At 67.8% G+C, this 18,180-nt stretch carries 18 protein-coding genes and 1 pseudogene; 14 read left to right on the top strand and 5 right to left on the bottom strand.

Translation table 11 applies throughout. The features are described from left to right. Nucleotides 1-549: pseudogene (locus AM590_RS10165) on the top strand (DUF790 family protein); the annotation flags it as partial. 74 nt (nt 550-623) lie between these two features. On the opposite strand, the gene AM590_RS10160 reads toward AM590_RS10165, so the two are convergent. Next, nucleotides 624-1,160: a hypothetical protein gene (locus tag AM590_RS10160; protein WP_058827382.1), complete on the bottom strand. Its 537-nt coding sequence runs from the start codon at nt 1,158-1,160 to the stop codon at nt 624-626. After that, nucleotides 1,157-2,098 (bottom strand): RsmB/NOP family class I SAM-dependent RNA methyltransferase, encoded by a 942-nt coding sequence (locus AM590_RS10155; RefSeq protein WP_058827387.1) that lies wholly within the window; start codon nt 2,096-2,098, stop codon nt 1,157-1,159. The genes AM590_RS10160 and AM590_RS10155 overlap by 4 nt, the downstream gene beginning before the upstream one ends. Nucleotides 2,099-2,278: 180 nt before the next feature. Between AM590_RS10155 and AM590_RS10150 the strand changes: the two genes are divergently transcribed. The 8 genes from AM590_RS10150 (at nt 2,279) to AM590_RS10115 (ending at nt 10,755) form a co-directional block, all read left to right on the top strand. Then, nucleotides 2,279-3,025, top strand: coding sequence for a proteasome assembly chaperone family protein (locus AM590_RS10150; protein WP_058827381.1), 747 nt, complete (start codon nt 2,279-2,281; stop codon nt 3,023-3,025). A gap of 131 nt (nt 3,026-3,156) precedes the next feature. Next, nucleotides 3,157-3,852: a nucleotide exchange factor GrpE gene (locus tag AM590_RS10145; RefSeq protein WP_058827380.1), complete on the top strand. Its 696-nt coding sequence runs from the start codon at nt 3,157-3,159 to the stop codon at nt 3,850-3,852. 133 nt (nt 3,853-3,985) lie between these two features. After that, nucleotides 3,986-4,756, top strand: coding sequence for an alpha/beta hydrolase (locus AM590_RS10140; RefSeq protein WP_172795787.1), 771 nt, complete (start codon nt 3,986-3,988; stop codon nt 4,754-4,756). Nucleotides 4,757-4,946: 190 nt separating this feature from the next. Beyond that, the gene (gene dnaK, locus AM590_RS10135; RefSeq protein WP_058827378.1) at nt 4,947-6,818 is read left to right on the top strand and encodes a molecular chaperone DnaK; all 1,872 of its coding nucleotides are present in this window, start codon (nt 4,947-4,949) and stop codon (nt 6,816-6,818) included. A 145-nt stretch (nt 6,819-6,963) separates the two neighbouring features. After that, a complete protein-coding gene (dnaJ, locus tag AM590_RS10130; protein ID WP_058827377.1) occupies nt 6,964-8,121 on the top strand; it encodes a molecular chaperone DnaJ in 1,158 nt (385 codons plus the stop codon). Nucleotides 8,122-8,173: 52 nt separating this feature from the next. Then, on the top strand, nt 8,174-8,494 hold the full coding sequence (locus AM590_RS10125) for a cupin domain-containing protein (RefSeq protein ID WP_058827376.1): 321 nt from the start codon (nt 8,174-8,176) through the stop codon (nt 8,492-8,494). A gap of 102 nt (nt 8,495-8,596) precedes the next feature. Beyond that, nucleotides 8,597-9,304: an AMP-binding protein gene (locus tag AM590_RS10120; RefSeq protein ID WP_058827375.1), complete on the top strand. Its 708-nt coding sequence runs from the start codon at nt 8,597-8,599 to the stop codon at nt 9,302-9,304. Nucleotides 9,305-9,447: 143 nt separating this feature from the next. Further along, nucleotides 9,448-10,755, top strand: coding sequence for a dicarboxylate/amino acid:cation symporter (locus AM590_RS10115; RefSeq protein WP_058827374.1), 1,308 nt, complete (start codon nt 9,448-9,450; stop codon nt 10,753-10,755). Between the two features lie 20 nt (nt 10,756-10,775). On the opposite strand, the gene AM590_RS10110 is transcribed toward AM590_RS10115, so the two are convergent. Next, nucleotides 10,776-12,800, bottom strand: a complete 2,025-nt coding sequence (locus AM590_RS10110; RefSeq protein WP_058827373.1) for an AMP-binding protein — start codon at nt 12,798-12,800, stop codon at nt 10,776-10,778. Between the two features lie 123 nt (nt 12,801-12,923). On the opposite strand from AM590_RS10110, the gene AM590_RS10105 reads away from it, so the two are divergent. After that, nucleotides 12,924-13,505: a GNAT family N-acetyltransferase gene (locus tag AM590_RS10105; protein WP_058827372.1), complete on the top strand. Its 582-nt coding sequence runs from the start codon at nt 12,924-12,926 to the stop codon at nt 13,503-13,505. A gap of 26 nt (nt 13,506-13,531) precedes the next feature. Here the strand turns inward: AM590_RS10105 and AM590_RS10100 are convergent, their stop codons facing one another. After that, the gene (locus AM590_RS10100; RefSeq protein ID WP_004976836.1) at nt 13,532-13,801 is read right to left on the bottom strand and encodes a hypothetical protein; all 270 of its coding nucleotides are present in this window, start codon (nt 13,799-13,801) and stop codon (nt 13,532-13,534) included. A gap of 96 nt (nt 13,802-13,897) precedes the next feature. After that, a complete protein-coding gene (locus AM590_RS10095; protein ID WP_058827371.1) occupies nt 13,898-14,152 on the bottom strand; it encodes a hypothetical protein in 255 nt (84 codons plus the stop codon). Nucleotides 14,153-14,297: 145 nt separating this feature from the next. On the opposite strand from AM590_RS10095, the gene cdd reads away from it, so the two are divergent. From cdd to AM590_RS10075, 4 genes are all read left to right on the top strand, one after another. Continuing rightward, the gene (cdd, locus tag AM590_RS10090) at nt 14,298-14,720 is read left to right on the top strand and encodes a cytidine deaminase (RefSeq protein WP_058827370.1); all 423 of its coding nucleotides are present in this window, start codon (nt 14,298-14,300) and stop codon (nt 14,718-14,720) included. Nucleotide 14,721: 1 nt separating this feature from the next. Next, a complete protein-coding gene (locus tag AM590_RS10085; protein ID WP_058827369.1) occupies nt 14,722-15,960 on the top strand; it encodes a hypothetical protein in 1,239 nt (412 codons plus the stop codon). Further along, nucleotides 15,957-16,775, top strand: coding sequence for a nucleoside phosphorylase (locus AM590_RS10080; protein ID WP_058827368.1), 819 nt, complete (start codon nt 15,957-15,959; stop codon nt 16,773-16,775). The genes AM590_RS10085 and AM590_RS10080 overlap by 4 nt, the downstream gene beginning before the upstream one ends. A 114-nt stretch (nt 16,776-16,889) precedes the next feature. After that, nucleotides 16,890-18,083, top strand: a complete 1,194-nt coding sequence (locus AM590_RS10075) for an NAD(P)/FAD-dependent oxidoreductase (RefSeq protein ID WP_058827367.1) — start codon at nt 16,890-16,892, stop codon at nt 18,081-18,083. The last annotated feature ends 97 nt before the right edge of the window (nt 18,084-18,180 follow it).

Here is an 18,180-nt window from a genome sequence, read left to right as displayed (position 1 = left end):
ACCGTGCTCGTCCACGAGACGCGACAGACCGTCCACGAGCGGTTAGAAGAGATTCGCGAGGAGCGGAACGCGGACATCGACGTGGAACTCGTCGTCGCCGTGGACGAGTCGCTCGGCGTCGGCGAGGAAATCGCCGCCCGCGACCACCGGGTCGTCCCCTACGCCGGGTCCGTGCGCGTGAAAGACGTGGTTGACGTGCTGCGCGACTACGAGTCCGACCTCGTCGCCGACGCGGTCTCGTCGCTCCCCGCCGAACTCGCGCCGGACGACGACGTGGTCACCCTGTCCGACCTCGCGGCCGCCCGCGGCGTCTCGGTCGATGCCCTCGACGACGTGGCCTTTCCCGAACACGAACTCGTCGGGCGAACGCTGGTCCGGCCCGCCGTCCTCGACGCGCTCGCCGGGGAAATCGAGTCGGGGATGTCGCTGTCGGCGGTCGAATCCGTTCTCGACGACCGCGGCCTCGACGACGCGAGTGCGGTCCTCTCGCGGCTCGGCTACCGGGTCGAGTGGGAGGGGCTGACCGGCGGGACGGTCAGAGAGAAGTAGCGAGAAACAGCGTCGGCGGGCGAAACGGCGGACGCGGAGCCGCGCGGTCCGGGCCGCGGACACGGCGGCTCTGCTCAGTCGAGTTTGACGAGTTCTTCTTGCCGACCCTTCGGGACCGTCGAGCGGAGTTCTCCGTGGAGGTAGAGGCCGACGCCGAGGGGTTCCAGTTCGCCGGCGATTTCGTGGGCGGCGGTGAGGTAGCCCCAGTCGCCCTCCCACCAGTCGAGCTGTTGGTCGTGGCCGTTGACGAACGCCTTCGCCTCGCCCGGACTCAGTTCGATGACGTTCTTCGTCGCGTCGCCGCAGAACCGCTGGACTGCGTTGGTCGAGGGCTTCCAGTGGCGCTGGCGGGTCCGCAGGATGCGCATCCCGAGGCCCTCGACTTTGATTGGGTCGACGACCTCGCCGTGGAACGCCCAAATCTTGCCCGCGCCTTTCTCCCAGAACGTGTAGCCGTCGAAGACGGCGGGGTCGACGCCGAACCGCTCTTCCCACCAGTCGACGACCTCTTCGCGGGAGGGCCGCCCCTCGACGACACGGTCGTCGGCCGTCGGCGGCAGGCGGTCGAACTGCTGGCCCCAGTTCTCGTCGGGGGCGGTGTCGTCGCTCATGCGGTCACCTCCAGTTTGGCGGTGAAGAAGCCGCCCGTGTCGTTGTGGTGCGGGTAGACGCGGCGGGCCTTGGTTACCGACGGGTCGTACTCGTCGCCCTCCCACTCGGTGATGCCGGGCGCGGTCTCGAAGCCGTCGGGGACGTCCCACTCGACGACTTCGCAGTCCTCCCGTTCGAGGACGAAGTCGAGGATGGCCTCGTTCTCCTCGGGCGCGAAGGTACACGTGGAGTAGACGACGGTGCCGCCGGTTTTCGTCACCTGCACGGCGCGCCGGAGGATGCCTTTCTGGATGCCGGCGACGCTTTTGACGTGGTTCATCGTCCACTCGTCGAGCACGTCGGGGTTCTTCCGGCAGGTGCCCTCGCAGGAACACGGGGCGTCGACGAGGACGCGGTCGAACTGCTCGAACGACCCGGACTGCTCCGGGGTCCGCTCTCCGAAGGGCTTCATCGAGAAGTTTCGGGCGTCCTGATTCGACACGACGAGGTTGGTCACGCCGAGGCGCTCGGCGTTGTGGCGGAGCGCCGACAGCCGCCCGAGGTTGTTGTCGTTGCCGACGAGGACGCCCTCGTCGTCCATCATGGCGGCAATCTGGGTCGTCTTCGACCCCGGCGCGGCGCAGGTGTCCCAGACGCGCTCGCCCGGCTGCGGGTCGAGGGCGATAGCCGGGAGCGCCGACACCTCCTCTTGGCCGTGGAGCCAGCCGTGGAAGTACGGCCAGTTCGTCCCCGGACTGCTGTCTTCGAGTTTCAGGACGCCGGGGTGCCAGTCGGTCGGTTCGTAGGCGACGCCCTCGTCGTCGAGCGCCTCGCGGGCGCGCGCCACCGTCGTCTTGATGGTGTTGACGCGGACGACGGAGGGAAGCGGCCGCTCGCAGGCCGCGAAAAAGGCCTCCTCGTCGTCCACGAGCGGCGCGTACCGCTGGAGCGGGTTCATGACACTCGATTCCGCGGGGGCGCGCTTGTCGGTTTCGGAGTCGTCGGCGTCGTCGGAGTCGCCGGCTTCGTTGGCGTCGTCGCCGGAAAACGACCGGCCGAACCAGTCGCGCCGTCCAGTCGGCCGATGGCGACGCATTCGCCCGTCGGATTTACCTCGCCCGGGAGACCATGTTCACGTATGGCACGCATTCGCGTCCTCGCGGAGGAACTCACCGACGAACTAGAGTCGCCGACGCTGGTCGAAGGGCTGCCGGGCGTCGGGTTGGTCGGCAAAATCGCGGCCGACCATCTGGTCGAGGCGTTCGACATGACCCACTACGCCGACGTGTTCTGCGAGGGCGTCCCGAAGGTCGCGGTCTACATGAAGGACGACCCGACGCTCCACCCGCCGGTCAGGCTCTACGCCGACGCGGAGCGGAACCTGCTCGTCCTCCAGAGCGACATCCCCATCCGGCCCGAGGCGGCGACCGAACTCGCCACCTGTCTCGGCCCGTGGTTCGAAGAACTCGACGTGCTTCCCGTGTTCCTCTCGGGCATCGCCCACGAGAAGTCCGAAGACGTGCCCGCGCTCTACGGCGTCGGCACCAACGGCGCGATGTCGCGGCTCGAAGACGCCGGCATCGACCGTCCGACAGAGACCGGCCTCGTCTCGGGGCCGACGGGTGCGCTCCTGAGCAACGCCGTCTCGGTCGGTCGCCCAGCGCTCGCCTTGGTCGTCGAGTCGGACCCGCAGTTCCCGGACCCCGAGGCGGCTCGGGTCATCATCAAACACGGCATTGAACCGCTCGTCGGCGTCGAGGTCCCCGTGGACGACCTCGTGGACAGTGCCACCGAGATTCGACAGGCAAAAGAGCAGTTGGCCCGGCGGATGCAGCAGTCCGAAGAAGAGAGCACGCAGGCGCGACCGCTCGGGATGTACCAGTAAGGCCGTTACCAGTAAGGCCGCTGTCCGTCGGTGACGGCGGGTATCGACCCGCGCGGCCGCCCCACAGTGAGAAGCGTTTCGGCCGGCCCGCAGTCTACACGTTTAAGCCGCGCCGGCCACTTCTCCCGCCCATGAGCGACGACCCTGCCGAGTCGGCCACGGACGCGAACGCAGACTCCGAGCCCGACGCGGCACCCGACGCAGCGGCGCAGGCGGCCGAAGACGCGGCGACGGACGCCGAGGGCGAGGCGTCGAGCGCCGAGTCGGCGGCCGAGGATCCTGACGCGACGGGCGACGGGCCGACCGTCGCCGACCGCGTCGCCGAGTACGACGACGACCTCGCGGCCGAGGTCGCGGCGCTCGAAGCCCGCGTCGCCGACCTCGAAGCCGAGCGCAACGAGGCCGAAGCGACGGCCGAGGAACTCCAGTCTCGTCTCAAGCGCACACAGGCCGACTTCCAGAACTACAAGAAGCGCGCGAAGAAGCGACAGGACCAGATCAAAGAGCGCGCCACCGAGGACTTCGTCGAGCGCGTCGTCACCGTCCGCGACAACCTCGTCCGCGCGCTCGACCAGGACGAGGACGCCGACATCCGCGGCGGCCTCGAATCGACACTCAAGGAGTTCGACCGCATCCTCGAAGACGAGAACGTCGAGATTATCGACCCCGAACCGGGGACCGACGTGGACCCGAACCGCCACGAGGTGATGATGCGCGTCGACAGCGACGAGCCGGCGGACACCGTCGCCGACGTGTTCCAGCCCGGTTACGAGATGGCCGACAAGGTCATCCGCGCCGCGCAGATCACGGTCAGTAAGGGCGAATAGCGCGCGAGCGACACGGCCGTCTCCCCGAGACCGGCCACGGTGGGCTGACGCGCCACCGACCCGGGGAGGACTTTTGTTCTCACCTCGCAATCAGTACGGCATGCGACTTCGTTCCCGTCGGCGGCGGCCCACCGTGCGCGTCACCCAACACGGCGCCCCCGGCGACGACGACCTGCTTTTCGTCCTCGGGTGGGGCAACAAGCCGGGTCACCGGAGCGTCGAGTGGCTCCTCGACCGCCTCACCTACGAGGGCTACCACGTCCACGCTGTCGAACTTCCGACGAACGGCTGGGAGTTCGACAGTCAGTACGTGAACCCGGTGCGGGCGTACGCGGTCGACCGCGACATCGACCTCGTGCTCAGCCACAGCACCGGCGGCCTCGTCGCCGCCCACCTCGACCTCGCGGTCCGGAACGTCTTTTTGAGCCCGTGGTGGGGGACCGCGACCGCCGGTCTCGATGGCCTGCTGCTCCCCGTCGTCAGGCGGTTGCCGACGACGCGCCCGCTCGTCCCGTCCGGTATCTCCCGCGAGGACCTCGGCGAACTGAAACTCGCCGCCGAACTGGCCGACGGGCCGGCCAACGCCTCGCCCGCGTTCCTCCGCATGATTTACGGGGCACAGGAGTCGCTGCCGCCGTTCAACCCTGACGACGTGGTGTTCGTCTCGCTGTCGGACCGGGTCGTGGACGTTCGCGCCATCGGCGACCGAACCCCGTCTGCGAACCTCGTCCCGTACGACGGGGGCCACGAGTTCTTCGCCAGCGAGGGCAGAGAGCGGACGCTCTCGGTGGTGCTCGACGCCCTCGACGGAGCGGACCCGTCATCGCTCCGACTCGGCGGTGCGGACGCGCCCGACTTCGACGACTCGGTCGACGGGACGGAGCGACCGCAGTCGATGGACTGAGACGCCATCGCCCTCGACCGCGACTCTGGCGAATCCGTCGTCGGCGACGCGGTCGGCGGTTCTACATAAATCGACCGACCTGTTTCGACGCGAGAACTCAAAATCGCAAGACGGCGTTGACCTCGACTCGCGCCGTGTGTCGCAGTATCTAGTAACCTTTAACCGGCAAAAGACGGTATTTGCGGGCAAGATGGCGAGCAACAAGATTCTGGGTATCGACCTCGGCACCACGAACAGCGCGTTCGCGGTGATGGAGGGCGGCGACCCGGAGATTATCGTGAACGCAGAAGGCGACCGAACCACCCCCTCCGTCGTCGCGTTCACCGACGACGGTGAGCGGTTGGTCGGCAAGCCGGCGAAGAACCAGGCCATCCAGAACCCCGAGCGCACGATTCGGTCCATCAAGCGCCACATGGGCGAGGACGGCTACACCGTCGACATCGAGGGCGAGGAGTACACGCCGGAGCAGATCTCGGCGATGATCCTCCAGAAGATCAAGCGCGACGCCGAGGACTACCTCGGCGACGAACTGAAGAAGGCCGTCATCACCGTCCCCGCGTACTTCAACGACAAACAGCGTCAGGCGACGAAGGACGCCGGCGAAATCGCGGGTCTCGAAGTCGAGCGAATCGTCAACGAGCCGACCGCGGCCTCCATGGCCTACGGCCTCGACGACGAGTCGAACCAGACCGTGCTCGTCTACGACCTCGGCGGCGGCACCTTCGACGTGTCCGTCCTCGACCTCGGCGGCGGCGTCTACGAAGTGGTCGCCACGAACGGGGACAACGACCTCGGCGGCGACGACTGGGACGAGGCCATCATCGACTGGCTCGCCACCGAGTTCAAGAACGACCACGGCATCGACCTCCGCGAGGACCGACAGGCCCTCCAGCGCCTCAAGGATGCGGCCGAGGAAGCCAAAATCGAACTCTCCTCGCGCAAGGAGACGACCATCAACCTCCCGTTCATCACGGCGACGGACTCCGGTCCGGTCCACCTCGAATACGACCTGACCCGCGCGAAGTTCGAGTCCCTCACGTCCGACCTCATCGACCGCACGGTCGAGCCGACCGAGCAGGCGCTCGAAGACGCCGGCTACGACAAGGGCGACATCGACGACGTCATCCTCGTCGGCGGCTCCACCCGGATGCCGCAGGTTCTCGACAAGGTCGAAGAACTGCTCGGCTCCGAGCCGAAGAAGTCGGTCAACCCCGACGAGGCCGTCGCGCTCGGCGCGGCCATCCAGGGTGGCGTTCTCGGCGGCGAGGTCGACGACATCGTCCTCCTCGACGTGACGCCGCTGTCGCTCGGTATCGAGGTCAAAGGCGGCCTCTTCGAGCGTCTCATCGAGAAGAACACGACGATTCCGACCGAGGAGTCGAAGATATTCACCACCGCGGCCGACAACCAGACGACGGTGCAGGTCCGCGTTTTCCAGGGCGAACGCGAGATGGCCGAGGACAACGAACTCCTCGGCGAATTCACGCTCTCCGGCATCCCGCCGGCACCCGCGGGCACCCCGCAGATCGAAGTCGGCTTCAACATCGACGAGAACGGCATCGTCAACGTCTCCGCCGAGGACAAAGGCTCCGGCAACGCCGAGTCCATCACTATCGAGGGCGGCGCGGGTCTCTCCGACGACGAGATCGACCGCATGCAGCAGGAGGCCGAACAGCACGCCGAAGAGGACAAAGAACGCCGCCGCGCCGTCGAGGCTCGCAACGAGGCCGAGGGCGCGGTCCAGCGCGCCGAGACGCTCCTCGAAGAGAACGAGGAGAACGTCGACGACGAACTCCGCGCCGACATCGAGGCGGCCATCGAGGACGTCGAAGCGGTCCTCGAAGACGACGACGCCTCCACGGATGAACTCGAAGACGTGACCGAGGACCTCTCGAAGGAACTGCAGGAAATCGGAAAGCGCATGTACCAGCAGCAGGCGCAGGCCGGCGGTGCCGGCGGCGCTGGCGCTGGTGCGGGCGCGGCCGGCGGCCCCGGTGGTGCGGACCCCGAGGACTTCGTCGACGCCGACGCGGACTTCGACGAGGAAGACGAGGACAACTAACTACCTGACCGCCTCTCGGCTCGCAGAGGAACCCGACGCCGGCGGTCGAGTCCGGCCGGAACCCCGGGCTTGACGCCGCTCGCGCTCGCCGCGATACGAGAGACGGACTTTTCAAATACCTTCACCGGCTACAAGATATCAACTGATGAGCGAGGACTTCTACGACGTACTCGGGGTCTCGCGGGACGCCTCGAAAGACGAGATCAAGAACGCGTACCGCAAGAAGGCCGCGAAGTACCACCCCGACGTTTCCGACGAGGACGACGCCGAGGAGAAGTTCAAGAAGGTCCAGAAGGCAAAGGAGGTGCTCACGGACGACGAGAAGCGGCAGATGTACGACCAACTCGGTCACGAGCGCTTCCAGCAGTCCCAGAAACGCGGCGGCGGTGGCGGCGGCCGCGGACAGGGTAATCCCTTCGGCGGCGGCGGCAACCCGTTCGGCGGCATGGGCGGCGGCGGTGGCGGCTTCGAGGACATCTTCAACAACCTGTTCAACGGCGGCGCGGGCGGCCAACAGCGCAACCGCCCACAGCAGGGTCGCGACGTGGCCCAGCGCATCTCAATCGACCTCGAAGACGCCTACCACGGCGTCGAGCGCGACGTGACGATTCGCCGCCGCGAGGTCTGTCCCGAGTGCGACGGCGAGGGCCACCCCGACGACGCCGACGTGAACACCTGTTCGGAGTGTAACGGATCGGGCCAGCAGACGACGGTCCAGCAGACGCCCTTCGGCCGCGTCCAGCAGACGACGACCTGTCGCGCCTGCGGCGGCGAGGGCGAGACGTACAGCGAGGACTGCTCGGAGTGTCGCGGCAGCGGGCGCGTCCGCCGCACCCGCGACGTGACCATCACCATCCCCGCCGGCTTCCGCGACGGCCAGCGCCTCCGCTACCGCGGCGAGGGCGAACCGGGCGAGAACGGCGGTCCCAACGGCGACCTGTTCGTCGAGGTCAACGTCCGCGACCACGAGGAGTTCGAGCGCGACGGCGACGATCTCCGCTACACCCATCCCATCTCCTTCCCGCAGGCCGTCTTCGGCGCGACCGTCGAGGTGCCGACGCTCGACGGCGAGGAGGAACTGAAGGTGCCCGCGGGCACCCAAAGCGGGTCGACGTTCACCGTCTCCGGCGCGGGGATGCCGCACCTCGACGGCCGTGGTCACGGCGACCTGCACGTCGAGGTCCACGTCGTCACGCCCGAAGACCTCAACAAGGAACAGCGCGAGGCGCTCAAGGAGTTCGCCGAGGCCGGCGGCGAGGAGGTCAAAGAGGGCCTCTTCCAAAAGCTGAAGAACTCGCTGTAACGGATTTCCGGCACCACCACGCTCTCTTGTCCGGCGGCCGTCAGTTCGGGTGATGTCCTACACGAAAGCGAACTACGAGGACGTAGACGCGGTCGGCGGCGGTCTCCACTTCCTGCGAGACGAACTCGACTGTGTCGAACTCGGCTTCAGCGTGTTGGAGGCGGACCCCGACTGGTCCGGCAAGCCGCACGACCACGCCGAGCAGGGCCACGAGGAAGTGTACTACCTCGTCTCCGGCGGGGCGACGCTCGTCGTCGAGGACAAGAAACTCGACCTCGAACCCGGCGATGCCGTGCGCGTCTCGCCGGAGGACACCCGCGAACTCCGAAACGGCTCCGAGGAGAGCACGTTCGTCATTGCTGGCGCACCCTGAGCGACGGAGCCCAGACTCAGATATCAACGCACACCTCGCCGCGTTCTCGACCCGCGAGAGCGCCTCGGGGGCTTTTTTCGCGCCGACTCCCTACGACCGGCCATGGACGTTATCGGCGACCTCATGGCCCGCGACCGGCGGAGCGACCGACTCGCACTCCGGGTCGACGGCCCCGGCCGGACCTACACGTACCACGACCTCATCACGACCTCGTACAAGGCCGGAAACGTCCTCCGCTACCTCGGTGTCCGCAAGGGCGCTCGGGTCGCGGTCGACCCGGTCTCACTCCCCGAGCCGCTGTTGACGTTCCTCGGGGCGGCTCAACTCGGCGCGGTGACCGCGTTCGACCCGGCGGTGGAGGCGCGGGCGACCGTGGTCGCCGTCGACCGCGAGGCCGAGTTCGCCGACCTGCCGCCGGGGCAGAAACTCGCCGTGTTCGGCGGGTCGCCGAGCTCGCCCGCCATCACGCACTGGGAACAGGAGGTCTGGAGCGAGAACCCCGCGGTCCACCCGGTGGTCGTCGCCCCCGACGACCCGGCGCTCGTTGCCGACGACCGCGAGTTCACCCACAGCGACCTGCTGGACGCGGCCCGTGAGGTCGTCGCCGACTTCGACCTCGACGCGGGCGATACGGTCGCGGTCAGGTCGTCGCTCTCCCATCCCGGCACCGTCGTCGCCGGCGTGCTCGCCCCGCTTCTCGCCGGCGGGACGATTCGGATTCCCGCGGGCGACGAGGCCGTCGAAGCGGCGCTCGCAGTCGGTGACGGGGTTCCCGAGTCGGTTGCGCTCGCGCCCGACGACGCGTACTGACGACGACGCGTGGGGTGGAGAGGAATCGCCGAAGACTCCAACTATTAATTCATATTTGAGATTGAATTCTACCTCGGTGTTAAATTCAGGACATTCACCGCTATATTTATATTCTGGCTGTATCGTTAGTGCAAACACGTTACATGTCACACTCTAGCATTGCGTCTCTCTGGAACCGGTATCGGTCGGTCGGCATCGTCTACCGAATCGGGGTCGCGTTCGTCCTCGGTTCGCTCGTCGGCCTCGTTGTCGGCGAGCCGGCGACGGCCCTGAAGCCGGTCGGCGACCTGTTCGTCCGACTGCTGAAGATGCTCATCGTCCCCATCGTGGTGTTCACGCTCCTGATGGGTGTTCGACAGCTCTCGCCGTCGTCGCTCGGCCGCGTCGGTGCGCAGGTCGTGGGACTGTACGCGCTCACATCCGCGTTTGCGGTCGCCATCGGACTCGGCGTGAGTAACCTCGTCTCCCCCGGCTCCCGCGGGCTCGAAGGACTGCTCGCCGGTGCCGAGGCACAGAGCGCCGAGGCCCCTGACGCCGTCGAAGTCGTCCTCAACATCGTCCCGACGAACCCCGTCGGCGCGATGGCCGAGGGCAACGTGCTCCCGACCATCTTCTTCGTCGTCGTGTTCGGCCTCGGCCTCACGCTGGCGTGGGAAGAGACGGACGACGAGCAGGTCAAACGCGGCATCGAGGCGTTCTTCGACCTCGCCGACGCGGGCGCAGAAGCGATGTACAAGGTCGTCTGGGGGGCGATGGAGTTCGGCGTCCTCGGCGTCTTCGCGCTCATGGCGAACGTCTTCGGCACCGCCGGCGTCGGCGCTATCCTGCCCTTCGCGCTCCTCATCGGAACGATGCTCCTCGCGGCCGTCGTCCACATCGGGGTCGTCTACCTCGGCGCGTTCGTCGTCGGGGTCGCGGGGCGGTCGCCGGTCGCGTTCCTCTCCGGCGCACGCGACGCGATGGTGACCGCGCTGAGCATCCGGTCGTCGTCCGGGACGCTCCCGGTGACGATGTCCGACGCGGACGACAACCTCGGCATCGAAGAACGCATCTACGGCTTCACCCTCCCGCTCGGTGCGACCATCAACATGGACGGCACGGCGATGTATCAGGGCGTCGCGGCCATCTTCGCGGCGAACATCGTCGGCGTGAACCTCTCTCTGGCCGACCAGTTCGCGGTCGTCGCGGTCGCCGTGCTGGCGAGCATCGGGACCGCCGGCGTCCCCGGGTCGGGGCTCATCATGCTCACGCTCGTCTTGACGCAGTTGGGACTCCCGCTGGAAATCGTCGGTCTCGTCGCCGGCGTCGACCCCATCCTCGACCGCATCCGGACGATGGTGAACGTGACCGGCGACCTCGCGGTGACGACCGTCGTCGCCACGTGGAACGACGCGGTCGACTTCACCGCCGACGCGTGGAACGACGGTGTCGGCGCGGCGCTGTCCGACTGAACGAAGGCGGAAAAACCGCTTCAGGACGCGTTTTCTATCTTTTCGAGCGACTCGGGATTCTCGATACTGCTCATGTCACCGAGCTCTTCGCCCGCGTAAATCGAGGCGATGGCGCGGCGGATGATTTTGCCCGACTGCGTCTTCGGGAACTCGTCGACGAACAGTATCTCGCGCGGGCGGAACGGCTTGCCCAACTCGTCGCCGACGACGCCGCGAAGCTCCTCGCGGAGGTCGTCGCTCTCCTCGATACCGTCTTCGAGGACGACGTAGGCGACGACGGCGGTCCCGGTGGTGTCGTCGGGGACGCCGACCGCGGCGGCCTGATTCACCGCGTCGTGTTCGATGAGCGCGCCTTCGACCTCGGCGGGGCCGACCTTGCGGCCGGCCACGTTGAGGGCGTCGTCGGCGCGGCCGTGCAGGAACCAGAAGCCGTCTTCGTCCTTCTGGGCCCAGTCGCCGTGGTCCCAGAGGTCGTCCCACGACGACCAGTAGGTGTCGAGGTAGCGCTCGTCGCCCTCCCAGAGACTCTTGGTCATCGAGGGGCAGGAGTCGCGGGCGACGAGGAAGCCGCGCTCGTGGGTGTCGACGATGGACTCGCCCGACGAGTCCACGATGTCGATGTCCATCCCGAGGCCTGGGCCGCCGAGCGAGCAGGGCTTGAGCGGCTGGGTCGGCATCGGCATGAGGAAACAGCCGCAGATTTCGGTGCCGCCGGAGATGTTGATGATGGGGGCGTCGCCGCCGCCGACGTTCTCGTAGAACCACATCCACGACTCGGGGTCCCACGGTTCGCCGGTCGACCCGAGCAGGCGGAGACTCGACAGGTCGTGTTTCTCGACCTCCTCGTCGCCGTACTTCCGCAGGGCGCGGATGGCCGTCGGCGAGATGCCGAAGGTGGTGATGCGGTGGCGCTCAATCATGTCCCAGAAGCGGTCCGGGTTCGGGTAGTCGGGCGCGCCCTCGTACATGAAGATAGTGCCGGCGAACGTGTGGTTCCCGATGAGCGTCCACGGGCCCATCATCCAGCCGATGTCGGAGACCCAGAAGAAGCGGTCTTCGGGCTTCTGGTCGAAGCCGAAGTGAATCTCCTTCGCGGTCTGCATCTGCACGCCAGCGTGGGTGTGAACGATGCCTTTCGGCTTGCCGGTCGTCCCCGAGGAGTACAGGAGCATCGACTCGGCGTCCGACGGGAGGCGTTTGGTTTCGTACTCAGGGTCGGCCGCGCCGACGGTGTCGTCCCACCACTCGTCGCGGTCGTCGGTCCACGGGACTTCGTGGTCGGCGTCGGTTCCGCCATCGCCGCCGTCGCTTTCGTCCCCGAACCGCCGGTAGACGACGACGTTCTCGACGCAGTCTGCTTCGTCCATCGCCTCGTCGGCGGTCGGCTTCAGTTGGACCTCGGAGCCGCGGCGGTAGAAGCCGTCGGCGGTGAAAAGCACCGAGCACTCGGGGTCTTCGAGACGGGTCGCGGTGGCGTCGACGCCGAATCCGGAGAAGATGGGGACGGCTATCGCGCCGACCTTGAAACAGCCGTAGAGGATAGAGATGACTTCGGGGACCATCGGCATGTAGAGGCCGACGGTGTCGCCGGTTTCGACGCCGTACGATTCGAGGACGTTGGCGACGCGGTTGGCCTCGCGGTAGAGGTCGTGGTAGGTCCGCTGGACGACCTCGCCGTCTTCGCCCTCCCAGATGCAGGCGACGCGGTTCCGGTTGCCGGAACCGACCGCGGCGTGGCGGTCGAGGGTGTTGTGGGCGACGTTGATTTCGCCGCCGGGGTACCAGCGGGAGAACTGCGGCCCCTCCGAGTCGTCGCGGACGGCGTCGTACTCCTCGTAGAAGTCGATGTCGAGGTAGTCGACGAGTTCGTCCCAGAACCACTCGACGCCCGAGGCACCGACGCCCGGAACCTCGGTCGTCGTCCGCTCGATGAGTTCGTCGTAGTCCTCGATATCGTGTTCCCGCATGAATCGGGTGACGTTGGCGTCCTCGACGAACGCCGGGTCCGGTTCGTGCACCACGGTGTCGGTGTCGGGTACGTCCATGAATCGAGGTACCGCGACCGCGACCATGAATCTTTACTGTTCTTTCGTTGAGTTCGCCAGACGCGGCGGGAATCGCCGTACCGGCCCGAGTCGTTTTTGTCGGCGGGTGTGCTACGAGTAAGCATGTACGTCCGAGACGCGAAGAACCGAGACGAGGTCTGGCTGCTCGACTCGCTGGAAGAACTCGGACTCGACGACGGCTCCTTCCGGTCCCGCGATTACGTGATTGCGCTCGACGAGGAGTCCGGCGAGAAGGCGGGATTCGGGCGCATCCGGGTCCACAAGACCGACGAGCCGTTCTGCGAACTCACCTGCGTCGGCGTCTCGGAGCGGTGGCGCCGACAGGGCGTGGGCGCGCACGTCGTCGAGCGACTGGTCGACCGCGCCGCGGCCGAGGAGTTCGAGACAGTGTACGGCTTCACCTCGGACCACGGCTACTGCGCGCAGTTCGGCTTCGAGGCGGTCGACGCCGAGGACCTCCCAGAGGGGCCGCGGCAGCGACTCGACCGGGTCAGAGAGGTCGACGGCGACGCCATCGCGCTCCGACTCGACCGCGAGGCGTTCTCGATGCCAGAGCGACTCCGCGAGCGGTTCAAGGTCGCCGCGCCCGCGAGCGCCGGGGACGCCGAACCGGAGCTAACCGCCGAGGACTTCGGCTACGACGAGGAGACGCCGACGAAGTACTCAACGAACCTGCGGCGCTGACGCTCCGGCACCGAGCCGGCTCCGACTCAGGTCCGGTCGTCGAGGAAGTCGGTGCTGAAGACGATCCAGGTCAGCACGCTACAGAACAGAATCGGCGGGAGGATGGCGAAGCCCCAGAGCGGTTCGAGCCCCTGTAGGAGGATGAGCACCACGTCGGCCAGTCCGAGCGCGAGGAACGGCGCGGTCGCCAGCGCGGCGCGCTTTCGGTTCTTGCCGCCCGTGTCCTCCGGGAGCGGGCCGGGCGAGGCGTCGCCGGCCGAGGCGTCCGAGGTCGAGGTCGACGAGGGCGCGTCCATGCGGGTCCGTCGGGGCCCGACGAGCAAAAACGGTCCGCCTTCCGGTCGGAGTTCCCCGGCCGATACGCTTCGCCGCCCGAGCCGAGAGCCGCCGTCCTAGCGCGCGTCTTCGACGCGCGAGGCGTACTCGACGAGCGCGAACAGCGCCCCGAGGATGACGGCCGAGAACACCATCCCGTAGAGGCTGAACGCGAGCGGCGTGGTCGGAAGCGAGAGGAAGCCGAACAGCGATATCTCGGCGGCGACCTGGCCGCCGTTCTCGCCGATAAAGACGCCGAGGATGCCCGAGATGGCCACGACGCTCGCGCCGACGATGAACAGGATTCGTCGTCCGCCGGATGTGTCGTTCACGACGCCGCGTTAGGACCGAGCCGTATAGTCGCTTGCGGGACGACGCGATGGAGGCGACACCCAGAAACCCGTCCGTGTCCGCCGGCCGACACGACAGTCTCGGGGAGCCGAACGAACTAAGCCACCCCACGCGAATGAGCGCCCAATGCCCGAAGCACTCGTCGAACGCGCCCGCGAAGCGCTCGACAACGCCTACGTTCCCTACTCGGAGTACACCGTCGGAGCGGCGCTCAGGACCGCCGACGGCGAGGTCTACGTCGGCTGCAACATCGAGAACGCGAACTACTCGAACAGCCTCCACGCCGAGGAGGTCGCCGTCGCGGAGGCCGTCAAAAACGGCCACACCGAGTTCGACCGCCTCGTCGTCACCTCGGGGGCGCGTGACGGCGTGACGCCCTGCGGGATGTGCCGCCAGACGCTCGCGGAGTTCTGCGGCGAGGACCTCCCGGTCGTCTGCGACCTCGGGGGCGACGACGTCGCCGAGTACACGCTCGGCGAACTCCTCCCGAACACCATCTCGCTGGACACGCTCGAAGCCGCCGCGGCGAAGCGCGACGCCGACGAGTAACGTGTCGCCCGTCGCCGGCCGCGGAACCGCCGCCCTCGCGCTCGCCTTTCTTGTCGTGCTTTCGGGGTGTACGTCCGTATCGCCGTCTCCGCCGGTCGTGGACGCGGCCCTCGGGGACCCCTCGGCCGACGCGAGCGACGGCGACGATGGAGCCGTCTCGGCCGCCATCGGCGGACCCGGGTCGCCGGCGATGCCGGAGACGCGACCCGCCGACAACCCGTGGGGTCGCGCGCCGGTCGTCGTCGGCATCGACGCGCCCGCGGACGGCCGCGACTACGCCTCGCTCGTCCAATCGGCGGTCGACTACTGGCGAGCGAACGCGTCGGCGACCGCCTACGGCCCGGCGTTCGTCGTGGTGCCGAACGCCTCGGAACCGGACGTGACCGTCTCGGTCGTCGAGCGAATCGACGCCTGCGGCGACTACGCCGGCACCGACGCGGTCGGCTGTGCGCCCCTCTTGGACGGCGACGACCCGACCGCACCCAACGAACCGGTTTCAGTGGTCGTCGCCGCCGGCTACGACGACGAGACGACCCAGACGGTCCTGAAACACGAGTTCGGCCATCTGCTCGGGCTGACCCACGACGACGCCGACACGTTCCCCGTGCTGTCCGAGCGCATCCAGACGACGCGACTCCCCGAACTGGACGCCGCCGACCGGGAGACGCCCTTCCGCGAGCGGACCGTCGCGGTCCACGTCGACCTCTCGAACGTCTCGGCAGACGAGCGGGCGACCTACGAGGCGGAACTCGACCACGCGCTGTCGTACTACGAGGCCGGAGCCGACGGCGTCGCGCCCGCGAACCTCTCGTTCGAACGCGTCTCCGACCCGGCGATGGCGGACGTGACCGTCTCGGTGTCGGCGTTCGGCGACGGCGAGTCGGGCGTGCGGTGGCGGCGGACCGGCGTCGACGCGGACGACGACGACGCCCTGGAGTGGTACACCGGCGGCGACATCGTCGTCGACACCGACCTCGACCCGTCGCTTGTCGACTGGTACGTCGGTGCGGGACTCGGCTACCTGCTGGCGGCCGACGAGCGCGCCGACCTCCCACCGCCGTTCCGTGACGGCGACCTCTCCGACGACCCGACGTGGCGCGGGGTCGCGGGCGAGACGGCGGCTGCGACTGAACACGCGACGACCGCAACCGCGAACGAAGACGAGAGTGCGACGACACCCGCGGCGGCCCCCTCGAAGAACGCAAGAATTTCCACCGCTCACCCGCGAGTAGAGCCATGAACGATAGCGAGGACCCGAACGACGAGGTCCAGTACCACCTCGAAGTCGGTCCCGAGGACCTCGCCGACGCGGTGTTGCTCCCCGGAAATCCCGAGCGCGTGGACAAGGTGACGGCGCTGTGGGACGACCACGAGGAGAAGGCCTACCACCGCGAGTACCGGACGGCGACCGGGAGCTACGACGGAACGCCGATTTCGGTCACCTCGACGGGTATCGGGAGTCCCTCGGCGGCCATCGCGGTCGAGGAACTCGCCCGCGTCGGCGCGGACACCTTCATCCGCGTCGGCTCCTGCGGCGCGATTCAACCCGAGATGGACGTGGGCGACCTCGTCATCACCTCGGGCGCGGTCCGACAGGAGGGCACGTCCAAGGAGTACGTCCGCGAGGACTACCCCGCCGTTTCCGACCACGAGGTCGTCTCGGCGCTCGTCGCGGCCGCGGAACGCCTCGGCTACGACTACCACGTCGGCCTGACGATGAGCGCCGACTCCTTCTACGCGGGGCAGGGACGCCCCGGGTTCGAGGGCTTCCGCGCCGCCGGCTCCGACTCGCTCGTCGAGGAACTCCGCGAGGCGAACGTGAAGAACATCGAGATGGAGGCCGCGGCGCTCCTGACCATCGCCAACGTCTACGGCCTCCGGGCGGGGGCCGTCTGCTCGGTCTACGCGAACCGGGTCACAGGCGAGTTCCGCACCGAAGGCGAGTCGCGCGCGGCGGAGACCGCCAGCCTCGCGGTCCACCTCCTCGCGGAGATGGACGCGGTCAAGCGAGACGCGGGCGTCGACCGCTGGCACGCGGGTCTCAGCCTCGATTAATCCGACAACCGTCGAACACTGATTTCGACGCTCTGGGGGCGTGGAGGCCAAAATTACCACAGTCGTGGAGACGGTTTCAAAGCCCCTTTATCGGATGACTGCGCATCCGACGACATGAGCACGCAGGTCGTCGTTCTCGGCTCGGGGTACGCCGGGGCCGGCGCGGTCAAAACCCTCGAAGAAGAGCTCGGTCACGACGCACAACTCACGTGGGTCGCCGAACACGACTACCACCTCGTCCTCCACGAGGTCCACCGCTGCATCCGCGACCCGAGCGTCGAGTCCAGCATCGCCATCCCCGTCGACGATGTCAAAGAGGACTCGACCGACTTCGTCAAGGGTCGCGCGACCGACGTGAACGTCGACGACCGGGTCGTCGAACTCGAAGGCGGCGACACCGTCGACTACGACTATCTGCTGGTCGCCATCGGCTCTTCGACCGCCTTCTTCGGCATCGAGGGCCTCGAAGAGTTCGCCCATCAGCTCAAGGGCCTTGACGACGCCCGAGAGATTCACCAGGACATCAAGGAGGCGGCCGCCGACGCCTCCCGCGACGACCCCGCGCAGGTCGTCATCGGCGGTGCGGGCCTCTCCGGCATCCAGACTGCCGCCGAGGTCGCCGAGTACCGCGACACGAACCGCGCGCCCATCGACATCAAACTCGTCGAGGGGATGGACGAAATCTTCCCCGGCAACGACCCCGAACTGCAGGGTGCGCTCCGCCGTCGCGTCGAGGACCTCGACATCGACATCCTCACCGGCGACTTCATCTCGAAGGTCGACGAGGAGACCGTCTTCATCGGCGGCGGCGAGGACGAAGACCCCGAGGAGCTCGACTACGACGTGCTCGTCTGGACCGGCGGCATCACCGGCCAGCCCGAGGCGTCCGACGTGGAACTCGAACAGGACGAGCGCTCCCACCGCTTCTTCGCCGAGGAGGACTTCCAGACCAGCGACGACCGCGTCTTCGCGGTCGGCGACTGCGCCCTCGTCGAGCAGGGTCCCGACAGCGTCGCGCCGCCGACGGCGCAGGCCGCCTGGGACGCCGCGGACGTGGCCGGCGAGAACATCGCCCGCGCCATCGCCGGCAAGCCGCTCAAGCGCTGGACGTTCACCGACAAGGGGACGGTCATCTCCATCGGCCACGACGCCGTCGCTCACGGCGTAAAGTTCCCGGTCGTCGGCGAGTTCCCCGTCAACGTCTTCGGCGGCCCGCTCGCGCGGACGCTGAAGAAGGGCATCGCCGCGAACTGGATTGCGGACGTGACGTCGCCGAAGCGCGCGCTCTCGGCCTGGAACGACCTGTAACTCGGTCGCTGTATCCGGCCGCCGGGTGACGCGACGCCCGACGCCCGACGCCCGACGCTCGCCGACTCGGTTTCGCTTTCTCGACGACGCAATCCCC

Source organism: Haloferax sp. Q22 (assembly GCF_001482285.1).
Classification (GTDB): domain Archaea; phylum Halobacteriota; class Halobacteria; order Halobacteriales; family Haloferacaceae; genus Haloferax.
Note: the sequence above shows the minus strand (reverse complement) of the source record. Positions and strands in the feature narration are given on the sequence as shown.